Source organism: Lottiidibacillus patelloidae, assembly GCF_002262935.1.
GTDB classification, from domain to species: Bacteria; Bacillota; Bacilli; order Bacillales; family SA5d-4; genus Lottiidibacillus; species Lottiidibacillus patelloidae.
This window is the reverse complement of the sequence record NZ_NPIA01000008.1, coordinates 99,231-121,062: the sequence shown is the minus strand read 5'-3', so window position 1 is coordinate 121,062 and position 21,832 is coordinate 99,231. Positions and strand designations below refer to the sequence as shown.

Below are 21,832 nucleotides of genomic sequence, written 5' to 3'. Positions count from 1 at the left end.
TCGGAGGAAATTAAAATGAAAAAAACCTTATTAGTATTAACAGCATTATTTACATTTGCGGGGATTCTTGCAGGATGTGGCACGAAAAACGGTGCAACAGATGAAAAGATTATTATTGGATATTTTCCAAATATAAATCACGTACCAGCTATGGTAGCGAAAGAGAACGGCATCTTCGAAAAACATTTAGGTGATGGAACAGTTATTGAATATCGTACATTCCCAGATGGATCTTCGTTTATGTTAGCTTTAACGACAGGTGAAATACATGCTGGTTTAGTTGGGCCAGGTCCAGCGATGAACTACTATTCTACTGGCGCAGATGTGAAAATCATTGCTGGTGGATCTACAGGTGGTACAGTAGTACTTGCTAGAAAAGATAGTGGAATAAATTCAGTGAATGACTTTCCAGGAAAAACGTTTATAACTCCTCGAGTTGGTTGTACTCATGATGTGCAAGCCGAAACATATTTAAAAGAACTAGGGATTACTTCAAATCGAATTGGTGGGTCGATGAGCCACGTAACTGGAAAGCCTTCTCAATATGTGCAAATGTTTTTAGCTGGAAAAGTTGATATTGCGGTAGCACCAGAACCTTGGGCATCTGTTTTAGAGCAAGAAACAGGTGCGAAAGTAATCATTGATACAGATGAAATTTCTTTTGGTAAAACATTACCAGCTTCTGTACTAGTAACTTCAGGAACGTTAATTAATGAAAACCCTGCACTTGTTCAAAAAATTGTTGATGCTCATATGGAAGCAACAGCTTTTATTAATGAAAGTCCGGAAAAAGCGAAAGAAATTACGCTTAAAGCGATAAAAGAAATTACCGGGCAAGAGCTTAGTAAAGCAGTAATTGATAGTGCTTGGAATCGAATTGGATTCACATATGAAGTTAATCAAGAAGCAATCCAAGCGTTTGCTGACTCTTCATTCCACTTAAAGTTTTTAAAAGAACAGCCTGATTTCTCAGACTTAATAAATCGTCAATTTATATCTAAATAATATTTTGATAGCTTATAGGTTAAAAAATCTAATTTTAGTTGGCTTGGTCATTGAGACCAAGCCTTTTTTCACTTTCTGAATAAGATGATTATATCTTAAAAATTAGGAGGTGAAGTTTTATGAGTGAGTTTTTTGTAGCACGTTTAAGAGGAAGAAATGAAGTTCCACCAGTACGTTCAAACGCCTTTGGAATCGCTAAGTTTGTAACGAATAAGAAAAAAACGAAATTGAAGTTTTTCTTAGAAGTAAATAACATTCGCGATTTAGTCCAAGCGCATATTCATTTTGGAGAAAGAGATGAAAACGGACCTGTCCTAGCATTTTTATTCGGTGCCGATGTTGCCACACTAGCTGAACAAGAAGGTATCTCAACACGACAAGGCGTTGTTCAAGGGATTATTAAAGATGAAGATATCGTAGACAATAATGTTGGAATTGATAGTGTGAAAGAGTTAATAAAAGCGATGGAAAAAGGAAACACGTATGTAAATGTTCATACCGAGCAAAATCCTGGCGGTGAAATCCGCGGTCAAATAAAAAAAATCCACCCAATCTGGTAAATAAAAAAACAAATGTCCTAAAAAGGACATTTGTTTTATTTTAGCAATTTATTTGCAATAAAAGTTTCAATAGCCTTTTCCGTCGTCAATATTGTTGCGAACTCATTGTGAAGATTTGTTAAAGCCGCATGATGAACTTCCTCTGCGCTATACTGCTTACCATCAAAAGATGTTAATTCAAAAGCAGCAGTTGCATCACTTACAACATGCATATGAAAACCGAGGTTTGCGCCCATTCTTGTCGTTGTAGAAACGCAATGTTGCGTTGTTAATCCAATTACGACAATATCAGTACAGCCAAGTTTTTTTAGTCTTTTTTCTAAATCGGTTCCAATAAATGCGCTATTCACATTTTTTGTGAAATGACTTTCACCTCTATGTGGCTCAAAGCCATCTTTAAGTTCATACCCAGGCTTTGATGGGTGAAGCGGAGAATGTTCATCTGTTGAAGCATGTTGGATATGGATGATTGGCATATTACTTTGGCGCCATGCCTTTAGCAACTGTAACATGTTTTCTTCTGCATTAAGGTTATTTCGATTCCCCCACTTACTATCTTGAAACGCTTTTTGTACATCAATTAATAAAAGTGCAACATTCATTTGAAACCTCCAGTTACTATTTTTGAATGGAGATGACATATAAACACCCTGTAGGTCCGGCTTTTGATCCATGAACAGTTTCCTTCGGTAAGTAAATGCGGTCACCAGGATGACATAACGTTGTCTCTTCTCCGATTGTAAAATAAATCGTTCCTTCTAATATGTGTAAAATTTCATCTGTTGGATGTGTATGAGTAGGGTGTTCTTGATGAGGAGCATCATTTTGTATTTCTACATAACTTGTTGCTTCAGGAAGTATCTCTCTAACGACTTCTTCCATCGTACCACCGACGTTTTTTTCAATTGTTACTTTCGTCATCGGCATTTTTCTTTCCTCCTTTAAAGAAGTATGAAAAGGACATTTATTTAAAGTCGAATCATTTTCATCACGTAAAAAATATTGCTTCCACTCTCTCGTCTCTGGATCACCATACCAATTTAGTTCAGGGTGTGCCTTGATTTTGTCATATTTTTTAAGTCTGTCACGGACAATTTTTTGCACTTTTTGTCCTTTTTTTGTTTGAGCGTTCATCCCTTCAAACACCCAACGGGGCTGGAAGGTCATCATAAATGTACTACTATACCGACTTTTTCTCTTTTCATGAGCGGGTGTATTGCATACGACAAATATCGGTTCATTTTGAAAGCTGAACTCCCATAGTGGATTGTTAGGATCTTTCGGAACTTCCTTTGGCCAAGGTTGATTATCGTATTTATGTAGCGCTTGTAAAATACCCCAAAATTGTTTTTCATATTGCTCCATTGTCTTTAAGTCATCAGGCTTAAAAAATGCAACAAAAGAGGTGTTTTTCCCAATCTTTTTATAATGTTGTAAGTAATGTGTTAAGTGGGATGCCAGATTTTTTAGAGCTGATTCATCTTCTGTCGAGTCAATAAAACAAAAACGCAATTGACCTGCTTTCATACCTTCAACACCTAAAATACACGGGAAGGGATTTTCTTCACTTAATAAATCGTTTGTGAAACTTTTAAATGCTTGGTTACCCCAATGGGGCAGATCCCCTAAGACTGATTGATTAGCTTGGTAGCTTTCTGATATTTTCATGATTGCTTTTATAGCACTCCCTTCAACATTCGCAATGATACATTTTACGCTAGGCATGTTTGATTTATGAATATATGATTGCGAGTCCTGCATATAGTGAAGTAGGACAAGTGGTAGGAGTTGTATAGAAGTGGATTTTCTATTATTATTCATAAAATTTACGGTGCTAGGAATTAGTTTAGCTGCTCCGGTAGGGCCAATTAATTTTGAAATGATTAAACGTGGTATCACCGACGGCTTTTGGCAATCTTGGTTAGTAGGTTTAGGTGGCGTTACAGCTGATTTCCTATTTTTAATTCTTATATTTTTTGGTGCTAGTCAATTTATGCAACATAAAGTAGTTGTTTTAGCGATGTATGCAATAGGAGCAATAATGCTTATGTATTTAGGGATTTCTAGTATGAAAAGTAGTATAAAAAGAATAAAGGTAATGTCCAATCTGGCAGAAGAACATGTGCGAATATCCAACGCATATCTAACAGGTTTTTTTATCGCATTAGTTAATCCTATTAATATAGTTTTTTGGTTTGGGGTATATGGATCAACATTAGCAACATTGTCTAAAAAGGAAACACTTGCTACTTCGGTATTATTAAGTATGGCAATCTTTATTGGCATAATCTTATGGAATTTAAACATTGCTTTTACGGTTCATTTTGGACGTGAATTAGTCAAAGATCGACTCTTACGTATGATTACTTTTGTAGCAGGCTTTTGTTTATTTTGGTTCGGCGTAGGGTTTGCGATTGAATTTATTCGAGCAACCTTATAAGATAAAGCAAAAATAACAATAGATTACTAGGAGAGAAGAATTTGGCTGAGATACGGAAATTTGAAGAAAGTGATTGGGAGCAAGTAAAAATTATTTACGAATTGGGTATTAAAACTGGACAAGCAACGTTTGAAATAGCTACTCCATCATTAGAATATTTCGTGGAAAGCGCTGTAAAAGACTGCTTACTAGTCGCTCATGATAATCAAAAGATATTAGGCTGGTGTAAATTAAGTCGCACTTCAAATCGTGAAGTATACCGTGGTGTAGGAGAAGTAAGCATTTATGTACATCCTAATGCTAGTGGAAAAGGAACAGGAAGTAAGTTACTTCAAGCATTAATTACATGTTCTGAGGATAAAGGATTTTGGACGTTATTTGCAGGGATTTTTCCAGAAAATAAAACGAGTATACACTTACATAAAAAGTTTGGATTTCAAGAACTTGGTATTCAACGGAAAATAGGCAGAATGAAAGGTGTTTGGCGCGTTGTAGTAATGTTTGAAAGAAGAAGTACTGTAGTTGGAAATAATGAATAGGTAGATTAAATATAAACTGCACCTTTTGTTAGAGTATTTCTAACAATTGAAGGTGCAGTTTTTTTTCTTAGCTTTAAGCTTTTTTAATTTGGCATTTGCATCTGTTGTTGCGATTGCGTATAACTCGTAACCATCATTTGCATGTCTTGCATAGTTAATTGTGGAACTTGATAATAGGATTTCTTATTCATATATAAGAAAAGCTCATATGACATTTCGATAAAATTAGGAACACTATCTGCAATTACACGACGGACGACTGGATTTGTCATTTCAAGTGACGTCATTGCCATTAACGTAGCCGCAGATTTAACGAGGCCAAGGGCTGAAGTGGAAATCGTTTGTTCATTAATTTCTGCAACAGACTGTGCAGGTTTTTGTGGTTGCGCTGGTTTTAAGCCATAAATTACATCATTATTTTGCAGCATTTTATAACTTTGCGTTGGTACGGTTGGATCTTGTCCAGTTGTGAAACAATCAACGGCGGTGTTATAAGTTTGCGTAATAAATTGATGCTGTCTTTGTAAAATTCCTTTCAGTTCGGGACATTGAATTTGTTCTTGAAATAATAAATATTGGTCTAAAGTTGAAATTAACGTTGATAGAACCTCATGAACATCAAAAACTTCATGCCCTCCATGACGCATCGTTGCTGGCATTGTTGGTGAGGTTTGCATCGATGAATTCATTCCATTTTGTTGTCCTTGCATAAAAAAATCCCCCTTCATTTTTATCACCTTTATTATTTACAGCTTTCTTCGCATTATGTGAGGAATAGATTGACTTTATCTTCAAATATTAAAAAAGGGAAGAAAACGTTAGGAGCGGATAATTACATATGAAAACTGCTATTACAACAATCTCGGAATTTCTTTGGGGATTTCCAATGATTAGTTTGCTGTTACTTTCAGGAATCCTTCTTACAATTCGGTTAGGTTTTTTACCTATAAGACATGCTAGGCATATTTTTCGAGCAACAATTGGAGAAATTTTCACTCATAAGAAAAAAAATCAAAATACTAAAAATAATGAAGGGATCACACCATTTCAAGCATTTACGTCTGCTTTATCCGCCACAGCAGGTGCAACTAATATCGTTGGTGTCCCAATCGCAATAGCGTTAGGTGGGCCTGGTGCTTTGTTTTGGATGTGGGTCGTCGCTTTTTTTGGGATGTCGACAATTTATACCGAACTTGTTTTAGGAATAAAGTATCGCGAGAAAAATAAAGATGGAAAATGGATTGGAGGTCCAAGGTTCTACATAACGAATGGCTTAGGGTGGAAATGGATCGGATTTCTATATGCTTTTGGATTAATGTTGGAAGTGATACCAAGTGTTATGGTTCAGTCGAACTCGATCTCGACGACTTTAAAAAGTGATTTTTCTATTTCTTTATCTATTACAGGCATTGTATTTGTTTTTATTACGGCTTTAGTCATATGGGGTGGAATTGAACGAATTGGGAAAATAAGTGCAAAGTTATTACCTATTTTTGTTATAAGCTACGTACTGCTGACAAGTTATGTAATTGTGAGTAATGGAAAGCTAATTCCAGAAACGTTTTTACTTATTATAAAGAGTGCTTTCACACCTATTGCTGGTATAGGAGTTTTTGCTGGAGCTGGTGTTATTCAAGCGATGCGCTGGGGGTTAGCGAGAGGATTATATACGAGTGAAGCAGGCATGGGAACATCTGCAATTGCTTATGCTTCAGCGAATACGGACCAACCTCCTAAACAAGCATTTTGGGGAATAATTGCAGTTTTTATCGATACGATTGTCATTTGTTCTCTGACAGGCTTTACAGTCATTATTACTGGGGTTTGGAAAAAAGTTAAGGTAGAGGAAGCAGCAACAATGGCAGCGCAAGCTATTGCAACAAGTATCGGGGATTATTGGAGTTCAATTATTTTAGCAGTGCTATTAATCTTTTTTGTATTAGCAACCATTGGGGTCATTATTTATTATGGTGAACTACAAGCGGAACAGCTTTTTGGAATGAAAGCAAAATGGTTCATGCGCTTCGTTTATTTAGTAGCAATTTACATAGGGGCGGTCGGTGGTTTAAAGTTTGTCTGGGAACTTTTGGATTTACTTTTAGCGGTAATTGTCATTCCAAATGTCATAGCAATTGTATTATTGAGTAAAGAAGTGAAGAAAATTACTACTGCGTATTTCTATGATAAAATAGAAAGAAGAAATTAGTATATTTTGGCATACTATTTTTAATAAACGATAGGAGGCGTTAAACATGTCTCTACAACTAATAGAAGCATATTTACCAAAAAAGTATTTTGAACAAGTAGATGCGAAATTAAAAAAATTTATTGTCGTATCATATCGCACGCGTGAGTTAGATGACGATCAACTCTTGCTTAGGCTTCTTGTGAAAACGGAAGACTCCGAAGAAATATTAAATTATTTAGAAAGTGCTTCAAATCTTATCGATGGCTTTGAAATTATTTTATTTCCTGTGCAAACACATATAAAAAGAAAAACAGGAGAAGATGAAAGGCCTAATAAAGTAAAAGAAAAGCAAAGAAGGAAAATACAACGAGCTAGTCGCCATGAATTATATTTACATATCGAAGGAATGAGTAGAGCCAATTTAACGTATGCATTATTCGTGATGCTTTCTGCGGTTGTTGTAGCCTTAGGTTTAATAAAAAATAGCACTGCTGTCGTTATTGGAGGGATGGTAATTGCTCCATTGCTTGGACCAGTAATTGCCTTGGCATTCTCCTCTATATTAGGGGATTATAAATTAGCGAAGCATTCCTTCCTATCCGTTGTCATGGGTATTTTCTTAGCATTAGGTGTTTCAATTATCTTCAGCTTTATTTTTGAATACCCAGAAAATAGTCATGAGTTTTTATCACGAACGTATGTTGATGTTGGTGATATGATTTTAGCTTTAGCATCAGGTGCAGCAGGCGCATTAGCAATTTTAAAAAGGTTACCAGGATCATTAGTAGGGGTAATGGTTGCCGTGGCATTATTGCCACCAACGGTTGTGTTAGGAATGTCTCTAGGTTCATTAATGTTAGCTGAAGCATTTGGGGCATTGTTATTACTTTTAGCTAATATAACTTCAATTCTTCTATCGGCAATTATCGTCTTTTCTTTAACAGGAATTCGTCCTATAAAATATGAGGAAATTCAACGAGCACATAATTCCAGAAGATATGCGTTACTTTCAATATCAATTATCATTATTTTATTAGTAGTTGCCGTTATTTATAGTAATCAAGCATAATTTTTTTAAGAAAATTCATTCCTTTCGTATCAGTACTTGAACGGCGCAAGACAAACATACACTCCATTCAGGTCTGTAATAACTCTAATGAAAGCCCATAGGGATATATAGAGTGCCTCGAAGGGAGTGAAGCACATGTCAAACGATCATAAAAGCAAAAATATCATTAAGAATGTCACGGACGAAGCGAATGATTTAGTTCATAAAACTGTCGATACATCTAATAAAATTGTAAAATCAGTATCAGGAGAAGGCGGTCTAGTTGGGAAAACTGCTGACGCTTCATCCAATGTCATTAAAAAAGTTTCCGATACTGGTAATGATGCAATTAATAAAACTGTGGATACAACTTCAAAGGCTACAAAAGGAATTAAGCAGAAACTTTTCTCTCGTAAGAAAAAAGATGAGTAATAATTTAAAAAACATTACTAACACAATAATAAAGGCATTCAATTTGTGTGATAGTATTCCTCCGCTCGCTAGATAGAGTGGAGGATTATTTTTATTTGTAAATTAAATGCAAAGTTATTGAAAGTTACCTGTTAAAATAGAGTTAGGTGATGGTATGAAAGAAAATGTGAAAATATCTGTACGCTTTCTAGTTGAACATGTGTTTCGATCTGGAAGTATTGAAGAAGGCATGCGTTCAATGACTGCAATGGCAGAAGGAACGAGAATTCATCAAAGTATTCAAAGAACATATGATGAAAATGCTGAAAAAGAAGTCTACTTACAAACAACAATTACTCATCGAGAGCTAGAATACCATATTGATGGAAGATGTGATGGTCTCCTTTTTGACGGAGATGAAGTTACAATCGATGAAATAAAATCTACTTCTGCTGACATTAACCAAATTACTAGCGATACCCATCCTGTTCATTGGGCACAAGCTAAGTTTTATGCGTATATGTATTGCGCGTCTCATGATAAAAATAAAATAAAGGTTCAATTGACATATGTTCAAGCAAAAACGAATGAAGTCAAAAGATTTCAACAAGCGTTTACGATAGAAGAATTATCGCATTTTGTGTTTGTCGTTGTTGAGCAGTATGCACCGTATGCAGAGCTGTTAAAGCAACATGAAGCTAGAAGGAATGAAAGTATTAAACAATTGACTTTTCCATTTGAAACATATCGTGAAGGGCAAAGGAAGCTTACTGGTGCCGTATACAAAACAATACTTGATAAAAAACAATTATTTGCGAATGCACCTACAGGTGTAGGGAAAACAATTTCAACAACATTTCCTGCTTTAAAAGCAATAGGCGAAGGTGCATTACAAAAGTTTTTTTATTTAACAGCAAGAACGATTACACGAACGGTTGCAGAAGAATCACTTTCCTTAATGGCAAAGGATAAGTTAGTCATTCATTCTGTTACGATCACTGCAAAAGAAAAGGCATGTATTAATGAGAAAATGTTATGTCAAAGTGAGACTTGCCCATTCGCAAACGGGCATTTTGATCGGATAAATGCAGCAATTTTAGACATTTTAAAGAGTGAGACAATTATGGTACGAGAGGTAATTGAAAAATATGCCCGTAAACATCGTGTATGCCCTTTTGAATTTTCACTTGATCTCGCTTACATTGTTGATGTTGTTATTTGCGACTACAATTATATTTTTGATCCTCGAGTTTCTTTAAAACGACAGTATGAAGAGCAAAAGAAAAAGACTGCAATTTTAATAGATGAAGCACATCAGCTCGTTGATCGCGGGAGAGACATGTATTCAGCAGAACTTAATCTGTCATTATTTCAACAGATTCAACAAGCATATAAAAGTATAAATAATAATTTATATGAAGTAGTTTGTGAAATCGTATATTATTTCGAATTGCTAAAAAGGGAAGCTGGAAAAGAGAAAAATCTTTCCTATAAGGAAATGCAAGAAGAAATTATTACGTTGGTAGACTCATTTGTGTTTATTGCCGAACAAGAACTCTCTTTAAATGGAACAGGGCAAGAAGGAGAAGCATTATTACAAGGATATTTTTCTGCCTTAGGATTTTTACGTGTTGCTCCTTTATACGATGAGCGCTTTATTACGTATGTTGAAGTAGAGGAAGAAGATATAAAAATAAAAATGTTTTGTATTGACCCTTCACATCTTCTGCAAAAAATGGCAAAAGGCTTTCATTCAAAAATATTTTTTTCTGCAACAATGTCACCTTTTTTGTATTATCAAGAGATGTTAGGTATAAGTAATGATAATTATGCAGTTAGCATCAACTCACCATTTACAGCAGATCAAGCAAAGGTTTATATTCAACCAATTTCAACGAGGTTTAAAGATAGGGATTTGACGAAATTAGATTTGGTTAACATGTTAATTAAAGAGACGAGGGTAAAAGGGAATTATCTTATCTTCTTTCCATCCTATCACTATTTATCAGAAGTTTATTCAGAGTTTGTAAGTTTAGCACCTGAAGTCGAAACAATTGTACAACATAGTAGTATGACAGAACTGGAACGTGAAGACTTTATAGCTTCTTATGATGCCGAGAATAACAATACATTAGTAGGATTTGCTGTCTTGGGAGGCATCTTTTCAGAGGGAATCGATTTAAAGGGAGAGCGGCTAAGTGGTGTGTTTATCATAGGAGTAGGTTTACCGAGACTTTCTTTCGAACGTGATTTAATGAAGCGATACTTTGATTCCATTGGTAAAAATGGTTATGATTTTGCTTATGTTTATCCTGGTATGAACAAAGTGTTACAAGCAGGGGGAAGGTTAATTCGGACAGAAAATGATCGAGGAAAAATTGTTTTAGTAGATGACAGATTCTTAAGCAGTAAGTACAAGCAACTGTTACCGAAAGAATGGACGAACTATGAATTATATAAATTAAGGTGAAGAAAAGCTAGAAATGAGTCCGCTCCCTTGGAAAAAGAAGGTTTGGAATTGCATTTCAAAATTTCATAAAAATAAAATAAAAAATCCAAACCATCATTGTTTGGATTTTTTAAGAAGTAAAAGTAAAAGTATAAAATATGGAATAACTTCAATTTCTCACTTCAAAGAGATGAAATTTTAATCCGTAAGGGTCTGCAATCATCACACTGTTCTTACTGTATTCTTTCGTAATTACACAGCCATTTTCAAGGAGCGTTTCTTTTGCTTTTTTAATATCATCCACAGCAAAATCAAAGAAAGTATTTCCTTCAATACTATCCTCTATATAAAAGTTTGTTCCACTTAACGAGAGGTGTGATTCGAAATCACTTTTAGCATGGACAGTCATTCCAATAATATTTTCATAAAAGTTTATAGCCTTAGAATAATTTTTAACTTGAACAGCAACATTATTTGCAAGTTCATAGCTTGAGGACTCAGAAATCCGCTTCGTAGCTTCATAACCATCTCTTCCTGAAGGTAATAAATCTAGTAAATGCCATACTGCGCAATAGTCATCACCAGGTCCTAATGATGTTTTCGCATGATGATAGATATTCCCTTCAGCATCTTTTCTAAATGTAGAAACACCTGGATAATAGTAGCCATCTTTTTCAAAGCCCATATCTTCTTTGAACGTATTCCCTTGCGTAGATAGTAAAGGAAACTTCCAACCGCGTGAAGCAGCGAAGTCTTCTTGAAACTCAGGGGAATCAGGAGAAGTTACAACAAAAGGTGCCTTTTTTACGAGGTGGTGATAAATGCCATTAAAGCCGTCAGCCCACATCGTACAATATGAGCAGCTACTTCCCATATTATGCACAACAAACAATTCTTCTTTATCTAAAAATAACTCTGCTAATGAAACTTTTTCGTTGTTAGGTAAGGAGAATAGATAGTTTTCGACTTTTGTTTCAGGTATTGCCTTTTTAAGTTTTACTAATTGCTCTTTTTTCGTTAGTATTTCTTGTTCAAGTTTACTAATCTTTTCGTATAACTCACTATTCATCACAATTCTCCTTCAATGGTAAAGTTATAGTAAAAGTAGAGCCCTTATTAGGATTACTTTCTACCGAGATAGTACCTTTATGATGTTCGATAATGTTGTAACAAATCATTAGTCCTAAACCTGTACCAGTTTCTTTTGTTGTGAAAAAGGGTTCGCCTAATTTTTTAATGATGTTTTGCGGTATTCCTGGTCCTTCATCTGTAATTTTTATAATGGCCTTGTTGGCTTTTATATGCCCTTTTACATAGATATTACCGTTTTCATTCATTGCTTCTATAGCGTTTTTGAGTATATTAATAAAAACTTGTTTCATCTGTGTGGCATTACATTTGATAGTAGCAGCCACTGTTTCAGGTATATCTAGTTCAATATTTATTCCTTTCATTATCGCCTGCGTTTCTAATAGAACTTTCACTTCACTTACTAATGTGAAAATGTTTTCAAGCTTATATGTTGTACTAATTGGCTTCCCTAGTACAAGTAGTTCACTAGAAATAGTATCAATGCGCGTTACTTCGTTCGCCATAATATTATAATAGTTTGCAATATCAATCGTTCCTGCTTTCAATAACTGTAAAAACCCTTTAATAGAAGTAAGTGGATTTCTTATTTCATGGGCAATTCCTGCCGCTAATTGGCCAGCTACTGTTAACTTTTCAGACTTTAAAGCAAGTTCCTGGTTTAATAGTCTCTGTGAAATATTTCGAACAACAGTTAAAGAAGACGGGGTGCCGTTATATTCAAAAGGAATTGTTTTAGCTTCGACATCAACAACATTTCCTTTGGCAGTAATTATTTTTTGATCTAAAAAATCTATTGATTTTCCTTCTCTTTGAACTTTTTTAATTCGCTTATCGACAACGTCAACATAATCAGGATGAACATAGTCTACTGATTTCTTTCCAATTAATTCGCTAGCATCTGCCTCGAGTAGGTTTGCTGCTACTGGATTTAAATATTTCATTCTTCCATTATTACCAATGAATATGGCTTCAGGAATTTGGTCGAGAAGATCTTGTAAAATTTTCTTGTTTGTCTCAAGCTTTAATTCACTTTCTTGTAAACTTTCAGTTAAGGATTTTTCCTTCGAAATATCAACCGCAGAAAAAATTATTTCTTCGGCTTCGTTTGTAATGGAATTGCGAACAACGTTTATTGCCGCTCTCATCCATAAATAGTTTCCATCTTTCTTCTTAACCCGATAGTTTAAATGCAAAAGATGTTCTTGCATCCACGGATCCATTTCTTTTAGCGTTTTATAGTCTTCTGGATGAATGAATTCCTTTACTTTTTTTCCTAATAACTCAATTGGACTAAATCCAAGTAAAATGAACGATGTATTAGAAATGAATGAAAGACGTCCATCTTTTGATACCTTAGTTATTAAGTTCAAGGAATAATCTGAAATAAATTTATATTCATTTTGTGTTTGTCTCAGAGAACTAATTAATTTTTTATTTAATGTTTCTAACATTTTTGAGTGGATCTGAGAGGAGGTGTTTTGCTGGTTATATGTCTTGGAGTTAGTAATATCATCATCAGTCATTACATAAGAATGAAGCTTTTCTAATTCAATATGAATAGATGCAGGTAATTTTAATCCATTGTAAGAACAGACTGTAAGTGTTTTTTGTAGGTTAATAAATTCATTACAAGCAGATTCGTAATGTTTAAGTTTTTCTAAAAGCGATTTCTCATCGTTCCAAATTGTATTTCCCCACGTGCGAAGCGTAACTTTTTTATCTAATAATGGCTCAGTTACTGAAAAGAAATTTGATTGGATATGTTCAGTTACAAATCCTTCTTTAGAATAATAAAAGTCCTTATTTTCTGCAAACAGGACATTGCGAATTTTAGACTCAAATCCTTTATTAATTAAATGTTCCTTAACCATTTTAATGTGGGATGAACTATCAATGAAAACAACGTGCTGCATTAGTTTAAGACCATCACAAATAAATGCTACAGCATTTTCAATATACTTATTCGCATCAGTATAAGTATATAAAACATGAGCACCTAAAGGTAAATGGCTTAGGGAAACGATATCATCACTAGCATCTTTCTTCATAGGCTTTAACATATTACCCGTCCTTTAGAAATTAATGTTAACAAAAAATTCCTTCTAGTCACTCTATTTTACCATTTTAATGTACAAATAGTAATAATATTCTTTAATTTCCGTATATGCCTATGGAGATTGTCCCATACATCTTGTACATCTAGTCATACTATAGTACGGAGATTTAATTTAACGATGCTTATAGAAAGGAGAATTGCTTAATAAATGAGTTATGAAATTTATCATGAATGTTGCCGTTATATTGGTAAACCAGTAGAAATATATGATCGGTATGGTGAAGTTCACCGTGGGGTAGTCGAACGGGTTTCTGAGACACATGTGTTCTTTCGACCATTGGAACGTGACTTAGGCGGTTTTAGTTATGGGTATGGAGATTTTGGCAGAGGATTTGGTTTCGGATTTGGAGTAGCGGCAGGAGCACTCGCACTGGCAGCAGTGGTTTCAATTGCGGCATATCCCTTCGGATTTTTTTGGTGAAACATTCAATTGTATAGCCTCTCTCACTGTTTAGGGAGGTTTTTTTACATAGGAAAAGCCCATTTCATAAACAAATACCTAAAGGATGAATATGATATTTTGAAATTAATAAGAAAGAGAGTGATTATTGAATGAATCATGAGACAAACATGAATATGCCATACGGCGGAATGATGCCGCAAGGAGGAATGATGCCGCAAGGAGGAATGATGCCGCAAGGAGGAATGATGCCGCAAGGAGGAATGATGCCGCAAGGAGGAATGATGCCGCAAGGAGGAATGATGCCGCAAGGAGGAATGATGCCGCAAGGAGGAATGATGCCGCAAGGAGGAATGATGCCACAAGGAGGAATGATGCCACAAGGAGGAATGATGCCGCAAGGAGGAATGATGCCACAAGGAGGAATGATGCCACAAGGAGGAATGATGCCACAAGGAGGAATGATGCCATATGATGGTATGGGTGAATTAAGTGAAAAGGAAATGCATGACCATTGCAAAAAATATCAATTATACTTCGTTATGATGGAAATGAAAGATGGAAAAATGCAGGATGGAATTATTGAAAAAGTAGATGATAAAAATGTTTACATGCTAGTTCCAGTCGGTGATATGCCAGAAAATCGTGATGATGATGATCTAGATGAGGATGACGACTTTGATCGCACATACGGAGGGTATGGCGGATACGGAGGATACGGTTATGGAGGCTATGGCTACCCTTATCGTAGACGATTCCGTCGATTTAGACGATTCCGCTTCCCGTTTTTCGGAATTCGACGCTTCTTTTTCCCATTCTTTCCGTTCTACTAAGCAATAAGAAAAACTCCGCTAATGACCTATTACGACATTGGGACCTCACACATAAAGTATAACTGTAACAATAAATAAAAATTAGGAGGAATGATCAATGTCTGAATACGGACTTGGTGGCGGATTTGCCTTAATCGTTGTGTTATTTATCTTGTTAATAATTGTTGGTGCTTCTTGGAGCAACTACTAAAAATATAATTACTTGAGGTGGTCATTTGGCCACCTCTTTTATGTTTTAATTCTTTCTGATGTCTTTATGTATATTACATATGAATAATGATAATTATCGAAGGTTACGATAACGAAAAGGGAAAAAGGAGGTTTGAGTCGGTTGTCACTAAAGGAAAATAAGCAGCAGGAAGAAAATATTAAAAAGGTGTTACAAGCTCAGTCCAATATTTCACCTGCAAATGATACGGAATTTTCAATGGAAGAAAGTGTTCAGGAAGCCTTAGTTAAAAGTAGAAATGAAGAAATTAACAAAAACCAACCTACTTATGAGCTAAATAAAGCATTTTAATATTATAGTTTTACTTTCTATCTAGTACTTTTTGAATACAGGTCTAAACAATAAATTTTGCAATAAATAAATCCCGCTTACTTAAAGCGGGATTTTTAACGAAGCTATAGAAATAATACGGCAATTGCTGTTGAGGCAATTAATCCTAGTAACACGGGGAAGAAGTTTTTCCTTGCTAAATCAAGTGCCGATACGCCACAAAAACCAGCAACAGCAACAAGTGATGACCAAGCAATTAATGTTCCTCCACCAGTCCAAATAGCACCCATTTGCCCAATTGCTGCAAGTGTTGCCGGGTCTAATCCAGCACCATTTGCTAGTGCACCAGATAATGCACCTGTAAGTGGTAACCCAGAAAAACCTGAGCCATCAAGACCAGTTATCATACCAATCACTAGAATACCAAAGGCAGTTAAAAATGAACTTTGTGGAATGTGTTCTTGTGCAGAGGCAACTAAGTCAAATAAAAATGCAGGTGTGGCATCTCCTTCACCTAATGAAAGAATACTTGGGGCAAAGTCACTGCTTCCTAAAAAGAAAAATCCGGCGATCGGAATAACAGGTCCCATAGCTTTAAAAGCAAATACAAATCCTTCAGTAATGTGAACACTAATCCGATCAAAAGCACTTGCCTTTTTAAAAGATAAGGTTGCGAGTGCTAGAAGTAAGATGGCAACACCACCAATGAATGCTGCACCATCGCCACCTTCAAATCCTCCCATACGTCCGCTACTTACTTTCGTTGATACCATATAAATCATGACTGCCAACATGGAGAGAGGTACAAGCAAGGCAAATACTTTACTCCAAATGTCTTTAATAGGTTTAACTTCGTTTTCTTTAGTATTAGATGAACCTATTCCTCCTAATGCACTTAATTCAACATCAATCGTAGGATCATCTTTCTTTCTCATTTTCTTCCTAAACATTAAATAAGTAGCTAAAATTGCAATAATTCCAGTAATTAAGGATAAAATTATTGCCTTATCAGCAACTACAGCTGTGTCTAGTCCGGCAGATTTTGCACTAAGCATTGGTGCAATTTGCATAACGTAGTCCGAAGATAGTGCCATCCCTTGGCCAGCAAGTGCGACTGCCATCGCAGCTGCCATGATTGGCAGACCTGCTCTAACTGCAGCAGGTACTAATAACGCACAAATTAAGGGAACAGCTGGAGTTGGCCAGAAAAACAGAGAAATAATAAAAGTAGATATGATAAGGACTAAAAATCCAACATGCCCATTTTTCATTATTTTTTGAATAGGCTCTATCATTAGCCGGTCCGATCCAATGTCCTTTAAAGCATGAAGCAATGCAAACATAAAAGTAATAATTAAAAAGATACTAAATAGTTCTTTAGCAGCTACTAAGTTTGCATTAAAAACAGAAGTAAAGCCGCCGACAATACTTCCTTTATAAACAACGGCAATGAGTAACGTACCTAACAAAGTTGGTAGCACGACACCTTTCCGAAATACCATCGTGACTATGACAACAAAAGTTACTAATGCATATAGCCAATGCGCAATCGTTAATTCCATAAAATACACCCTTTTCGTATTTATTGATAAAAATGTGGGCACCCATAAGGTTTGATAGTATATGCAAAAAGAAGGGAATTGTGATTGCCAGTAATCAGATAAAAAAGGACAAAAAAAAAGACGGTCTTCCGTCCTTTCCTTCTTAACTATTTAATTGGTATTGAAATGGAGACAGTTGTTCCAACATTCTCTTCACTTTCAAAAGATATTTCGCCACCATGTCTTGCAATGATTCGATCACAAATCATGATTCCTAATCCTGTCCCTTTTTCTTTGGTTGAGTAAAAAGGCTCACCGATTTTCTTTAATCGTTCTTTTGGAATACCTACTCCTTCGTCCTTAAATTGAATCAATAAATAATTACAAGGCATGACATCAACCGTTACTTTAATGACACCACCTTTTGGCATAGCATCCATCGCGTTTTTAAACATATTTATGTAAACTTGCTTAATTTGGTTTTTCTCACAGTAAATTTCTTGGACTTCCTTTTTTATATCAAGTTCGATCGTAATGTTTTGTAAATTTGCTTCTGTTTTTAGTAATGAAATGACACCTTGTAATAATTCTACTGGGTTATAATTTTCAAAGTTTGTAGATTGAGGTTTAGCTAGGTTTAAAAATTCACTAACAATAAATTCAATTCTATCTAATTCATCTAGCATGATTTTGTAATATTCTTTACTAGATATCCCTCCATCGAGTAGTTGAATAAAGCCTCTTAAAGATGTTAAGGGGTTCCTAATCTCATGAGCAACACCAGCAGCTAATTGGCCAACAACCGATAGTTTTTCAGAGTTTAACAGTCTTTCTTCTGTTTTCTTCCGTTCCGTTATATCTTGAAGAGTACCGATTTTTCGTTCGATTTTCCCATCTGAGTTAAAGAAAACCTCAGCTTGTTCATATACATTTATTTGTGTACCATCTTGTTTAATTAGACGATATTCGATATTATATGGTTCTCCAAAATTAGAAGCTTCACCAATTCGTTTTACAAAATCTAAATCGTTAGGATGAATATACGAACGAAATTGTTCGATTGTTCTAGGCTCACTGCCTAAAAGTTCATGTATTCCTTCAGACCAAGTAATTCGATTGGTACTTGGTTCGTATTCCCAGCTGACAAGTCGTGCAATCTTATGGGCGACAGCTAGTTTATATTCTGTCTTCCACAAAGCTTTATCAGCTTTTCTACGAAGTGTAATATCTTTAATTACACCAGATAAACCTTCTACCTCACCAAATTCATCTAAGATTGTGTGCGCTTGGTCATGCACAATTAATTCTCTACCTGCAGGTGTTATAAACCTATACTCTAGTTTATAGGAAGTTTTATTCTCAATCGTACGGGCAACTACTTTACGAACCTCATTAACATCATCGGAATGTATCCGCTTTAAAAAGGAGTCGAACGTAAATCCAATTTCTTCCTCTGAACAGTCCAGTAATGTAAGTAAAGAGCCGGAGCGACTAATTTTATTTTTTTTAATATTCCATTCCCACTTATTAGTATTACCTTTCAAATAATCACTAGCCTTTTTATTAGTAATAGAAGCTTCAAACAAGAGCACTCACCGCCTTAACTAATATAGAGAAATTTATATATTCTTAATCTTAATACGACAATGATAGGGCAATTCCCTTTTTATATAATAATGAATTGAAAATTAAGAAAAATATAACATTTTATAAATGAAAGGAAACGTGTTGACCTTGGTATATCGGAGTGATAGATTATAATTGTCGAAAAGAGTCAAAAGAAAGCGCTTAACTATTAGGAGGGTATTTCTGTTGAAACAACCATTAGTTACAACATTAAATTTAAAAGATTATACGCATGGTACATCTGAACAGCGTAAAGAGTTTGCACAAAAGTTTGGAGAATCATTACGTAATATTGGATTTATTATTTTAGAAGGTCATGGCGTTGACCATAATTTATTAGATAAAAACTACGATGTTTTCCAAAAGTTCTTTGGTTTACCTGTAGAAACAAAGTCGAAATATGATACTAATGAAGGTGGCGTACGTGGATACACTGGATTTGGTAAAGAGAAGGCGAAAGATGCTAAAGTTGCAGATCTAAAAGAATTTTGGCATGTTGGACAACAAGTTCCAGATGGACATCCTTTAAGTTATATATACCCTAAAAACGTGTGGGTGGAAGAAATTCCAGAAATGAAATCTTTAAATTTAGGCCTTTATACAGAGCTTGAGCGTGTAGCAAAAATTATGTTAGAAGCTTTAGCGATGTACTTCGATTTACGTCAAGACTTCTTTACAGATATGATCACAAATGGAAACTCAATTATCCGTGCAATTCATTATCCACCAATCGGTGAAGATGCTGATCCGAATGCAGTCCGTGCAGGAGCACATGAAGACATTAACTTAATTACAATTTTACCAGAAGCTACTGAATCTGGGTTAGAATTATTAAGTGATGGTGAATGGCATCCCGTTGAAGCGGAAAAAGGCCAATTAATTGTTGACGCTGGTGATATGCTTTCTCGTATTACGAACGAATTCATTCCAGCTACTACACACCGTGTTGTAAATCCAGCAGGTGCTGCTAAAAATACATCTCGTTTTTCAATGCCATTCTTCGTGCACCCATACCCGAATGCATTGTTACAAACGATTCCTTCTACGATTACTGATGAAAATCCAGAAAAGTACCCTACTATTACAGCAGGCGATTTCTTATACCAACGCTTAGTTGAAATCGGTCTAATTAAAGAATAATAATTTTAGAATTTTTAAGGCGACGATGAGTCGCCTTTTTTTAATGGAGAAAAACCAAAATTTTCTTTATAGAACTTGTTCATTATTTGAAATTATGACGTCACTTAGCTATTTTTCATATTATCTCAACGTAACTCGCTAAATTGGCGAGCTTTCTTTTTTGTTTTTATGAACACTGCCTAGATGTTTTGAATAGGTTATGAATGAATAAATACTGCAGAAGGAATGAGACGATGAGAAAAAAATACTTTGGTAAAGGGAAGGAAGAAAAAGAGCTTTTAGCCCGCTTACGTGAAATAAGACGTCAAGAAAAGACTTCTGAAGAAGTTCAAGAAGTGATTGATAGTTTAGTGGAATCTGAAGATTTGGCTGAATGGGATGAAAGTAGTAGTGAATTATTTTTTCTTTCGGAATCAAGTAGTGAAGTAGTTAAAAAAGAGGATTTAAAAACTAAAAGTAAGGAAGAGAAGAGCAAAAGTAAAGAAAGCACTGATGAACTGGAGCTACTAACATCGAAGGAGCGTTACGATAAGCAGGGAAATCAAGTTTTATTTTATGAATCAGAACAAAAGGAAATTTCTGAATCAGCACAAAAAGATGTTCATGAATCAGATCATAAGGACTTTTATGAGTCAAATGAAAATGATGTACTTAGTGAAATAGAAAGTTATAGTAATGAAAGTAGTTCTAGTTCAAGTAGCTCAAGTAGTTCAAGTTTTGAATTGTCATTTGAATCTGATGAACTCGAGCTTGCTTATGAATCGGATGAGAATAAACTATATTTTGACGAAAATGATAATGATTTTGAAAAAGCCGATGAGGAACTTGATTTTTTTGATATTGAAAGCGAATTTGAAGATGAAGAAAAAACAAAGAAATTCGATTCAAGTGAGTATAAAGATGAGTCGTCAGAAAGTTCTGAATCGGAAAGTGAAGGCTTAGTATTTGAATCTAATGAAATATCATTTGAAGAGGAAAAATTTCAATTTGTTGTAAATAAAGGTGAGCAAGAAAGCGAAGAAAAAATTCTCTTTGAAGAAAGTTTAGACGAACACTTGGAGTCGAGCATGTATGAATCGAGCGAATTTAAGGATGAATCATATGAGGACCTTGCTACTTTCCTAATCGAAAAAGATTTATCTGAAAGTTCAATAGAAGAAATTGATATCTTTACTTCAGTGGAAGAAGAGAGTTCAGAAAGTTTTTCAAAAGACAAGGTACATTCGCCCAAAAAAGAGCATAGTATAACTCAGAAAAACAGGGGAGGTAATGATATGTCTGAATTCGACTATGAAAAGGAAGTAGAATCAAAAGATGGCTTTGATGCTGATTTTGAAGTGTGTGAAGCTGTAAAGAAAGTAGAAAAAACAGTAAAATTAAAAGACCAAATTCGTATTTTAAAAACACGTATTAAAATTGAAGATGTATGCCCAGATAGTTGCGTTGCTGTTGCGGTATTATTAATTGATGAACATGGGAAGACAATAGGAATTAGAGGCGGAGAATTTTTAGTACCTAGCAATGGCGAAGAGGGTAACGATCATTGTGAAAATTGCACAAACTTCAAAGTGAAGTTTACGTTTGTTGTACCTGAGAAGAATATTTGCGATGTAAGAAAATTAAATGTTAAAGTTATTACACATTACACAGAGTTACCTAAAAAATAAATAATCGAAAAAAACTCCCCCGCATAAGTGCTGGGGAGTTTTTTTACTTTACAAGTGTTAAATTTCAATTACTTCTCCATTAATATACCTCTTGTGAACGAGATCAATCCAGCTAAATGTTTCCTCCGCGCAACAATTTTTACTAAATGCATATATTATACCAGGGGGAGAAAAATGAACAGTAAAAAACCACTAAATAACCTTTGGAAATTTACAGTGCTGATGAAAATGATTGGCATTGTTAATCCTGAAGAGTTTTCAAAGCTCGAAAAGAAAAT

Annotated in this window: 21 protein-coding genes; 14 read left to right on the top strand and 7 right to left on the bottom strand. The window is 35.0% G+C overall.

All coding sequences use genetic code 11. From position 1 onward, the window contains the following. Window positions 1–15 precede the first annotated feature (15 nt). Both CIB95_RS13775 and CIB95_RS13770 read left to right on the top strand, forming a co-directional pair. A complete protein-coding gene (locus CIB95_RS13775; protein WP_094926089.1) occupies window positions 16–1,005 on the top strand; it encodes an aliphatic sulfonate ABC transporter substrate-binding protein in 990 nt (329 codons plus the stop codon). A 119-nt stretch (window positions 1,006–1,124) separates the two neighbouring features. After that, a complete protein-coding gene (locus tag CIB95_RS13770) occupies window positions 1,125–1,565 on the top strand; it encodes a CHRD domain-containing protein (RefSeq protein ID WP_094926088.1) in 441 nt (146 codons plus the stop codon). A 35-nt stretch (window positions 1,566–1,600) separates the two neighbouring features. On the opposite strand, the gene CIB95_RS13765 is transcribed toward CIB95_RS13770, so the two are convergent. Continuing rightward, window positions 1,601–2,167, bottom strand: coding sequence for a cysteine hydrolase family protein (locus CIB95_RS13765; protein WP_094926086.1), 567 nt, complete (start codon window positions 2,165–2,167; stop codon window positions 1,601–1,603). 16 nt (window positions 2,168–2,183) lie between these two features. Then, window positions 2,184–3,233, bottom strand: a complete 1,050-nt coding sequence (locus CIB95_RS13760; protein WP_142296517.1) for a YqcI/YcgG family protein — start codon at window positions 3,231–3,233, stop codon at window positions 2,184–2,186. A gap of 130 nt (window positions 3,234–3,363) precedes the next feature. Here CIB95_RS13760 and CIB95_RS13755 point away from each other — a divergent pair, with 130 nt between their 5' ends. Beyond that, the gene (locus CIB95_RS13755) at window positions 3,364–4,005 is read left to right on the top strand and encodes a LysE family translocator (protein ID WP_233144145.1); all 642 of its coding nucleotides are present in this window, start codon (window positions 3,364–3,366) and stop codon (window positions 4,003–4,005) included. A gap of 41 nt (window positions 4,006–4,046) precedes the next feature. Beyond that, window positions 4,047–4,544, top strand: a complete 498-nt coding sequence (locus tag CIB95_RS13750) for a GNAT family N-acetyltransferase (protein WP_198949208.1) — start codon at window positions 4,047–4,049, stop codon at window positions 4,542–4,544. Window positions 4,545–4,627: 83 nt separating this feature from the next. Here the strand turns inward: CIB95_RS13750 and CIB95_RS13745 are convergent, their stop codons facing one another. Next, on the bottom strand, window positions 4,628–5,254 hold the full coding sequence (locus CIB95_RS13745) for a spore coat protein (protein ID WP_094926083.1): 627 nt from the start codon (window positions 5,252–5,254) through the stop codon (window positions 4,628–4,630). 128 nt (window positions 5,255–5,382) lie between these two features. Between CIB95_RS13745 and CIB95_RS13740 the strand changes: the two genes are divergently transcribed. The 4 genes from CIB95_RS13740 to CIB95_RS13725 all read left to right on the top strand — a co-directional run bounded on the left by CIB95_RS13740 (window position 5,383) and on the right by CIB95_RS13725 (window position 10,661). Then, complete coding sequence (locus CIB95_RS13740) at window positions 5,383–6,750, top strand: alanine/glycine:cation symporter family protein (RefSeq protein WP_094926082.1); 1,368 nt, start codon at window positions 5,383–5,385, stop codon at window positions 6,748–6,750. 46 nt (window positions 6,751–6,796) lie between these two features. Continuing rightward, the gene (locus CIB95_RS13735; protein ID WP_094926080.1) at window positions 6,797–7,801 is read left to right on the top strand and encodes a TIGR00341 family protein; all 1,005 of its coding nucleotides are present in this window, start codon (window positions 6,797–6,799) and stop codon (window positions 7,799–7,801) included. A gap of 135 nt (window positions 7,802–7,936) precedes the next feature. Next, window positions 7,937–8,212, top strand: a complete 276-nt coding sequence (locus tag CIB95_RS13730; RefSeq protein WP_233144144.1) for a hypothetical protein — start codon at window positions 7,937–7,939, stop codon at window positions 8,210–8,212. 154 nt (window positions 8,213–8,366) lie between these two features. Then, window positions 8,367–10,661, top strand: a complete 2,295-nt coding sequence (locus tag CIB95_RS13725; protein WP_094926079.1) for a helicase C-terminal domain-containing protein — start codon at window positions 8,367–8,369, stop codon at window positions 10,659–10,661. A gap of 148 nt (window positions 10,662–10,809) precedes the next feature. Here the strand turns inward: CIB95_RS13725 and CIB95_RS13720 are convergent, their stop codons facing one another. Together CIB95_RS13720 and CIB95_RS13715 are read right to left on the bottom strand one after the other, a co-directional pair. Then, the gene (locus tag CIB95_RS13720; RefSeq protein WP_094926077.1) at window positions 10,810–11,709 is read right to left on the bottom strand and encodes a DUF899 family protein; all 900 of its coding nucleotides are present in this window, start codon (window positions 11,707–11,709) and stop codon (window positions 10,810–10,812) included. Beyond that, the gene (locus CIB95_RS13715) at window positions 11,702–13,792 is read right to left on the bottom strand and encodes an ATP-binding protein (protein ID WP_094926076.1); all 2,091 of its coding nucleotides are present in this window, start codon (window positions 13,790–13,792) and stop codon (window positions 11,702–11,704) included. Before CIB95_RS13715 ends, CIB95_RS13720 begins: the two co-directional genes overlap by 8 nt. Before the next feature lie 204 nt (window positions 13,793–13,996). Here CIB95_RS13715 and CIB95_RS13710 point away from each other — a divergent pair, with 204 nt between their 5' ends. From CIB95_RS13710 to CIB95_RS13695, 4 genes are all read left to right on the top strand, one after another. Continuing rightward, window positions 13,997–14,269 carry a hypothetical protein gene (locus CIB95_RS13710; RefSeq protein ID WP_094926074.1) on the top strand — a complete coding sequence of 91 codons (273 nt, stop codon included), beginning with the start codon at window positions 13,997–13,999 and terminating at the stop codon, window positions 14,267–14,269. A 131-nt stretch (window positions 14,270–14,400) separates the two neighbouring features. Further along, entirely contained in the window at window positions 14,401–15,081 is a 681-nt protein-coding gene (locus CIB95_RS16370; RefSeq protein ID WP_198949207.1) for a hypothetical protein, read from the top strand. Between the two features lie 97 nt (window positions 15,082–15,178). Further along, a complete protein-coding gene (locus tag CIB95_RS13700; protein WP_094926073.1) occupies window positions 15,179–15,271 on the top strand; it encodes a YjcZ family sporulation protein in 93 nt (30 codons plus the stop codon). 141 nt (window positions 15,272–15,412) lie between these two features. Then, entirely contained in the window at window positions 15,413–15,601 is a 189-nt protein-coding gene (locus CIB95_RS13695) for a hypothetical protein (RefSeq protein ID WP_094926071.1), read from the top strand. A 104-nt stretch (window positions 15,602–15,705) separates the two neighbouring features. On the opposite strand, the gene CIB95_RS13690 is transcribed toward CIB95_RS13695, so the two are convergent. Together CIB95_RS13690 and CIB95_RS13685 are read right to left on the bottom strand one after the other, a co-directional pair. Next, window positions 15,706–17,142 (bottom strand): hypothetical protein, encoded by a 1,437-nt coding sequence (locus CIB95_RS13690; RefSeq protein WP_094926070.1) that lies wholly within the window; start codon window positions 17,140–17,142, stop codon window positions 15,706–15,708. Window positions 17,143–17,288: 146 nt separating this feature from the next. Next, window positions 17,289–18,707, bottom strand: a complete 1,419-nt coding sequence (locus CIB95_RS13685) for a PAS domain-containing protein (protein WP_158217643.1) — start codon at window positions 18,705–18,707, stop codon at window positions 17,289–17,291. A 226-nt stretch (window positions 18,708–18,933) separates the two neighbouring features. On the opposite strand from CIB95_RS13685, the gene CIB95_RS13680 reads away from it, so the two are divergent. Next, on the top strand, window positions 18,934–19,887 hold the full coding sequence (locus CIB95_RS13680; RefSeq protein WP_198949206.1) for an isopenicillin N synthase family dioxygenase: 954 nt from the start codon (window positions 18,934–18,936) through the stop codon (window positions 19,885–19,887). A 233-nt stretch (window positions 19,888–20,120) separates the two neighbouring features. Beyond that, the gene (locus tag CIB95_RS13675; RefSeq protein ID WP_094926067.1) at window positions 20,121–21,554 is read left to right on the top strand and encodes a hypothetical protein; all 1,434 of its coding nucleotides are present in this window, start codon (window positions 20,121–20,123) and stop codon (window positions 21,552–21,554) included. Window positions 21,555–21,832: the final 278 nt, after the last annotated feature.